Raw genomic sequence first — 6,728 nt, forward strand, 5'->3', positions numbered from 1 at the left:
AATATTTTCTTTATATTCCTTTTTCTTTACAAAATCTGTAATGAGAAATTTAACTCACTAACACATCTCCGGTCATTACCGCAGGAATTTCCACTCCCATAACAGAAAGAATAGATGGTGCAACATCACCCAACTTTCCAAGAGGTTTTAGTTCCCAAGTTTTATTTTTGTCCATTACGATTAACGGAACCAAATTAGTTGAATGCTGTGTATTAGGTGAACCGTCAGGATTAACCATATAATCAGAATTTCCGTGATCTGCTAAAATGAAAACAGTATATCCGTGCTCATAACCTGCAGTCGCCACCTTATTAATACATTCATCCACCACTTCTGCCGCCTTTACTGCTGCTGAAAAAACACCTGTATGACCTACCATATCAGTGTTAGCAAAATTAAGACAGATAAAATCTGCAGTTTCATTCTCGATTTCAGGAACTATTTTTTCAGTAATATCATATGCTGACATTTCCGGTTTCAAGTCATAAGTTGCAACATCCTTTGGACTTGGACACAAAATTCTTCTTTCCTCAGAAAATACTTCCTCACGTCCACCTGAAAAGAAAAATGTAACGTGCGGATATTTTTCAGTTTCAGCAACACGGATTTGAGATTTTCCATTTCTTTCTAAAATTTCACCAAGTGTTTCCGAAAGAACTTCTTCATCAAAAACAACATTCACTCCTTTGAATTCTTTATCATAGTTAGTTAATGTCACATAATAAAGATTGAGTTTGTGCATTCCGAATTCTGGAAAATCCTGTTGAGAAAGCACCTCCGTAATTTCTCTTCCTCTATCTGTTCTGAAATTAAAACAAAAAACAACATCTCCATCTTCGATTTTTGAAACTGGGGTATCATCTCCTTCTACACAAATTATTGGTTTCAAGAATTCATCTGAAACACCTTCGTCGTATGATTTTTGAATCGCTGCAACAGCATCAGTAGTATGCTCTCCAACTCCATTAACTAAAGCATCATAAGCCAACTTCACTCTTTCCCATCTTTTATCACGATCCATCGCATAATAACGTCCAACAACGCTCGCCAACTTCCCCGTAGAGGATTTCATGTGATTCAAAAGCTCTTCAACAAAACCTTTCCCTGAATGTGGATCACAGTCACGACCATCTGTAAATGCGTGTACAAATACATTTTCGTTAAGTCCAAAATCAGAAGCTGCCGTCAACAATCCTTTCAAGTGATTAATATGGGAATGTACTCCACCGTTGGATACCAATCCAATGAAATGAACTTTTTTACCATTTTCTTTAGCAAATTGAAAAGCATCAACAATCGCTTTCTCATTTCCTAAAGTCTTTTGGTCAACTGCCATATTGAGTTTAACCAAATTTTGATATACCACTCTACCAGCTCCAAGATTCATGTGACCTACTTCGGAATTTCCCATTTGACCATCTGGAAGTCCCACTGCAAGACCACTTGCCTGTAATTGTGTGTGTGGAAATTTTTTATAACAAGAATCAATAAATGGTGTGTTTGCTTGATCGATAGCCGAAACAGTTGGATTAGTTCCCATTCCCCAACCGTCGAGAATTGCTAATATTGCTTTTTTTGACATTTTTATTTGTTTTTAAGAGGTGCAAAAATACGAAAAGCAAAATTCAAAGTTGGATAATAAAACCTATTATTTGTCAATTTTGGAGAAATTCTTTAGCAACCTAGCGTTCTAAATCTTTATCTTGAAACATTATCGCGGAAATGTTCTATTTCCATGTAGATAGTATCAACCAAGTAAAAACATAAAAACGCATAGCAACTGATAATGATGAGTTTTATCGCATTGGAGTTTCAGAATTATTATTAATTTTGAAGGATGGATTTACGAGATCAACTTAAGAACTTATTTCCTGATCATGAAGAACAGGATTTTGAAATGCCTGAAGAAAAATTCGTTCAAAAAGAACCTCTTGTTTGTAAATACGAGAAAAAAGGACGTAACGGAAAACCTGTCACTTTGATCGAAGGCTTCGAAGGGAGCGATGACGACCTGAAGATTATTTCAAAAAAAATTAAAACTACTCTCGGAATAGGAGGTTCCGAAAAGGATGGGACCATCATTATCCAAGGGGACAACCGAGACAAAATCATGAAGATCCTTCAAGAAATGGGATACAAAACCAAAAGAGTTGGAGGGTGACATGAATGATGATTGATGATCGATGATGGGTGATGCATGATGAAAATTAGATAACTCGAAACCCAAAACTCCTAACCAAAAACATGTAGCTCGAAACCCAAAACACGCAACTCAAAACGATAAAACAAAAACAAAACTTATGCTTAATAAACTTGCTGCTTCCGAATTGGTACTTAATGAAGATGGAAGCGTGTATCACCTCAATCTTTTACCAGAAGATATTGCGGACAAAATCATGTTGGTGGGTGACCCTGATCGTGTCCCAAAAGTTTCTAAATATTTTGACAAAATTGAAGTTAAAAAGAATAAAAGAGAATTCTATACCCATACTGGAACTTTAAGAGGCGAAAGAATCACCGTGATGTCCACCGGAATCGGCACCGAGAACATTGATATCGTGATGAACGAACTTGATGCTTTGGTTAACATTGATTTGAAAGAAAAAGAATTCAAAACGGAGAAAAAATCGCTTCAATTATTCCGAATGGGAACTTGCGGCTCTGTTAATCCAGATGTTGAAGTAGACAATATGTTAGTTACAGAAAATGTTGTGGGACTCGACGGATTGATGCATTTCTATTCTGATTACGAATTCGAAAATGATTTTTCGAGAAACTTTTTGAAAAAATTTCCTTACGAAAAAGTAAAGTCGATGTTATATTTTTCTGATTGGGCAAAAGAAATATCTGACTATTATAAAGACGCTAAATATTTAGGAAACACAGCAACATTTCCGGGTTTCTACGCTCCGCAAGGAAGACAACTAAGATTACGTGCTATTGACGACCAATTTTTGGAAACCTTAAATGATTTGGGAGTGACCAATTTCGAAATGGAAACCTCAGCGATTTATGCACTATCCAAGCTATTAGGGCATCAAGCAATTACCGTCAATTGCGTTATTGCAAATCGTCGAAGAGGAGAATTTTCTGCAGACCATCACGCATCCGAAAAAATGATGATTGAGTGGGTACTAGAACGAATCATCAAGTAAAATCTAGATAAAAAACGCTGTCCTTGGATAGCGTTTTCCTTTTAATCTTTTCTTTTGGGGTTAGGTAACAAAAAACGCCTTCTCCATCAAAAAACTTTTGATGTTTGCAAAATTAAGATTGACATAAAAATCTTTTTTGTAAATTTATTTCATGCTCCTCGATGTACTTTTCCCTAATCGCTGTATGGAATGCAACAGAATTATTGCTGCATCTGAAGTAGTATGCGAACTCTGTTTCGAGAAAATACAATTCACCCATTTTGACTTCAAAGAAGATCATGTACTCAAACAAAAATGCGTTACCCTATTTCCAACGCAATATGCTTTTGCACTAATGTACTTTCAGCATGAGAGTCTTTCTAGAAAGATAATCCACAGTTTGAAATACGGGAATCGAGAGAAAATCGGTGAAACTCTCGCTAATTGGGCTTCGGAAAAGATTAATCTTCACGAGTTACAACTAGACATCATTGTACCAGTCCCTCTCCACCCTGACAAAGAGAAAAAACGAGGCTACAATCAGTTGAAATTATTTACTAATACACTTTCTAAGAGATTTGAAATTCCAGCTGACCATCATCTTCTAAAACGAAATTTCAGCGCGAAAGAACAAGCTAAAAAGGACAAAATTCATCGAAACGAAACTACAAATCTCTTTTCGCTTACTCAAAAAGTTGAAAACAAACACGTTTTAATTGTCGATGATGTCTTCACGACAGGAAATACGATGAGTACCATTGCTTGGGAATTTCTGAAAGAAGGAAATAACCAAGTCAGCATCTTGGTAATGGCAATCGATTAATAACAAAAAAAGATTGAAAGCATCACTTTCAATCTTTCCGAAAAGAGCCATCATTGTAATGACCTCTTTCCTTCATTTGTTAATATGAATTGTAATATCTTAGAACAATTGAGTATATACTGCAACACTTACAATAACCACCCATGCTGTAAAAACTAAAACTCCAAAATGTAATTTTGATCTCATAACCTTGTATTTTATTTACTGGTGCAAAGATAATACAAAAATTAAATATTTCGCAAAAAAAATCAATTTTTTTATCAATTCAACAAAACACCTGTAAACCCCTGTAAAATCGTAAAAATCAAATTTAACACCCTTCTAACAACTTCTAAAACCAATTAAAAACTACTTAAACAATCGTTTAAAATATTATCAAATCAACAATTATTATCAAATTTTCATACAAATACATAATTAAACATATGTTTAAAAAAAATACAGCTTTTAACCATGTTAAAAGCTGTATTTTAAAATTTTATTGGATTATTCCTATCAGAAAACGTCTTACCTCTGCAATTTTTCGCCGTAAGATAAATCACCCGCATCTCCTAAACCTGGAGTTATATATCCTTTAGAAGTCAGACTTTCATCAACAGCTCCAATCCAGATTTTCGCTTTAGGATAAGCTTCAGAAAGTGTTCCAATACCTTGTTTGGATGCAATCGCCGCCACAATATGTAATTGAGAAGGTGTACCATGAGTTAGAAGGTCCTTCAATGCCTCAATTAGACTCGCACCTGTTGCCAACATAGGATCAGCAACAATCAATGGACGTCCATCAATATTAGGGCAAGTCAAATAATCTTGTTTGATCGAAAAATAGTCATTAGCATCGTGCTTTCTATACGCAGCAACAAAACCACAGTCCGCTTTATCAAAATAATTAAGAATCCCCTGAAAAAGTGGAACTCCCGCCCTCAGAATAGTTGTAATAACAGGTTGTACAGCAATTTCTTTAACTTTAATAGAGTCCAAAGGTGTAACAATTTCAACTTCCATCTGAGGAAGATCCTTACTGATTTCAAACGCTGAAATTTCACCAATGCGTTCCATATTTCTACGAAATTTCATTCGATCTTGCTGTATATCAACGTTTCTTAAATCGTTAATCCAAGAATTAACAAGTGAAAAATTTTCTGATAAAATACTAACCATCTTTCTGAATCCTAAATATTAATATATGAATTATAAATACTCTGTCAAAACACCTACAAACTCGACAGCCTCACATCAAATCAGACATTATTATTTCTGCCTAAAATAAACTTCAATAGGAACACCAGTGAAACCAAAGTGCTTCCTCAATTGGTTTTCTGTAAATCTTTTATATGGCTCTTTAATATATTGAGGCAAATTACAGAAGAACACAAATTGTGGCGAAGGCGTACCTAACTGAACACAATATTTAATTTTAATAAATTTCCCTTTGTTAGATGGTGGTGGCGTACTTTCAAAAATTGGAAGCATCACTTCATTCAATTTAGAAGTTTTGATCTTTTTCTTTCTATTTTCATAGACTTCCATCGCCACTTCTACAGCTTTCATGATTCTTTGCTTGGTCAAAGCAGATACAAAAACAATAGGAATATCCTGAAACTGTCCGATTTTGTTTTTAATAGAATTTTCGAAATCTCGGATAGTATTGGTCTTTTTGTCCTCTACCAAGTCCCATTTATTGACCAGGATAACGATTCCTTTTCTGTTTTTTTGAGCAATTCCAAAGATGTTCATGTCCTGAGATTCCCAACCTTGAGTTGCATCAACCATAATAATAACGACGTCAGAATTTTCAATCGCTCGAACCGAACGCATCACAGAGTAAAACTCCAAATCTTCGTTCACTTTGGATTTTCTTCTCATTCCAGCGGTGTCCACCAATACGAACTCGTGCCCGAATTTATTATACAAAGACGAAATTGAATCTCTTGTAGTTCCTGCAATATCTGTAACAATGTTTCTTTCGTTATCAAGCAAAGCATTAGTTAAAGTCGATTTACCAACGTTAGGTCGCCCTGCAATTGTGATTTTTGGAAGTCCTTCAAAAGGATCTTTGTAATCTGTTGTAGGAAATTCTCCAACGACATCATCTAATAATTCTCCAGTACCAGAACCTGTTGCTGATGAAACAGTGAAATATTTCTCGATTCCTAATTGATAAAACTCGGTCGCAGCCAATTCTTCCTTCGATGAATCTACTTTGTTGACAACAAGATATGTAGGTTTGTTTGCACGACGAAGCATTTCGAAAATCTCTTTGTCCGTGTCAGTTAGGCCTTCTTCTACATTCACCATGAAAATAACAGAAGTCGCCTCATCAATCGCTAACTGTACTTGCTTGTCGATTTCTTCTTGAAAAATATCTTCGGTGTTAACTTCGTAACCACCTGTATCAATAACAGTAAATTCGACTCCATTCCAGTCAGATTTACCATAATGACGGTCTCTGGTTACTCCAGAAGTAGAATCTACAATAGCTTCTCTCCTTTCTAATAAACGATTAAATAATGTGGATTTTCCTACGTTGGGACGCCCAACAATTGCAACGATATTGCTCATAAAAATTTTGTTTCTTTCGCTTCAATCTTTTTGATTCTAAAGAAGCCTTATGTTAAGAATGGGTAACTCGGTCCTTCCGAGCCCAAAAATTTTTGCAAAGGTAAGAATTTTAACGCAGGAAATAAAAAAATGCTCCAATCTACTATAGCAACTCACACATAAAATCTTGAAGTCAATACGATTATTAAATTTAGTTATTTGAAATAATCGTT

General features: G+C 35.2%; 6 protein-coding genes. 3 read left to right on the plus strand and 3 right to left on the minus strand.

Annotated elements, in window-relative coordinates; all coding sequences use genetic code 11:
- Nucleotides 1-49: 49 nt before the first annotated feature.
- Nucleotides 50-1,582 carry a 2,3-bisphosphoglycerate-independent phosphoglycerate mutase gene (gene gpmI / locus AC4AGG_RS14765; RefSeq protein ID WP_489772783.1) on the minus strand — a complete coding sequence of 511 codons (1,533 nt, stop codon included), beginning with the start codon at nucleotides 1,580-1,582 and terminating at the stop codon, nucleotides 50-52.
- Nucleotides 1,583-1,837: 255 nt separating this feature from the next.
- Between gpmI and AC4AGG_RS14770 the strand changes: the two genes are divergently transcribed.
- The 3 genes from AC4AGG_RS14770 to AC4AGG_RS14780 all read left to right on the plus strand — a co-directional run bounded on the left by AC4AGG_RS14770 (nucleotide 1,838) and on the right by AC4AGG_RS14780 (nucleotide 3,957).
- Nucleotides 1,838-2,161, plus strand: a complete 324-nt coding sequence (locus AC4AGG_RS14770) for a translation initiation factor (protein WP_489772784.1) — start codon at nucleotides 1,838-1,840, stop codon at nucleotides 2,159-2,161.
- A gap of 139 nt (nucleotides 2,162-2,300) precedes the next feature.
- A complete protein-coding gene (locus tag AC4AGG_RS14775; protein ID WP_489772785.1) occupies nucleotides 2,301-3,155 on the plus strand; it encodes a nucleoside phosphorylase in 855 nt (284 codons plus the stop codon).
- Nucleotides 3,156-3,306: 151 nt separating this feature from the next.
- Nucleotides 3,307-3,957 (plus strand): ComF family protein, encoded by a 651-nt coding sequence (locus AC4AGG_RS14780; RefSeq protein WP_489772786.1) that lies wholly within the window; start codon nucleotides 3,307-3,309, stop codon nucleotides 3,955-3,957.
- Nucleotides 3,958-4,464: 507 nt separating this feature from the next.
- Here AC4AGG_RS14780 and upp read toward each other — a convergent pair.
- A complete protein-coding gene (gene upp, locus AC4AGG_RS14785; protein ID WP_489772787.1) occupies nucleotides 4,465-5,115 on the minus strand; it encodes a uracil phosphoribosyltransferase in 651 nt (216 codons plus the stop codon).
- Between the two features lie 90 nt (nucleotides 5,116-5,205).
- Nucleotides 5,206-6,516 carry a ribosome biogenesis GTPase Der gene (gene der, locus AC4AGG_RS14790; RefSeq protein ID WP_489772788.1) on the minus strand — a complete coding sequence of 437 codons (1,311 nt, stop codon included), beginning with the start codon at nucleotides 6,514-6,516 and terminating at the stop codon, nucleotides 5,206-5,208.
- Nucleotides 6,517-6,728: the final 212 nt, after the last annotated feature.

The organism is Chryseobacterium sp. CG10_8, from assembly GCF_058117085.1.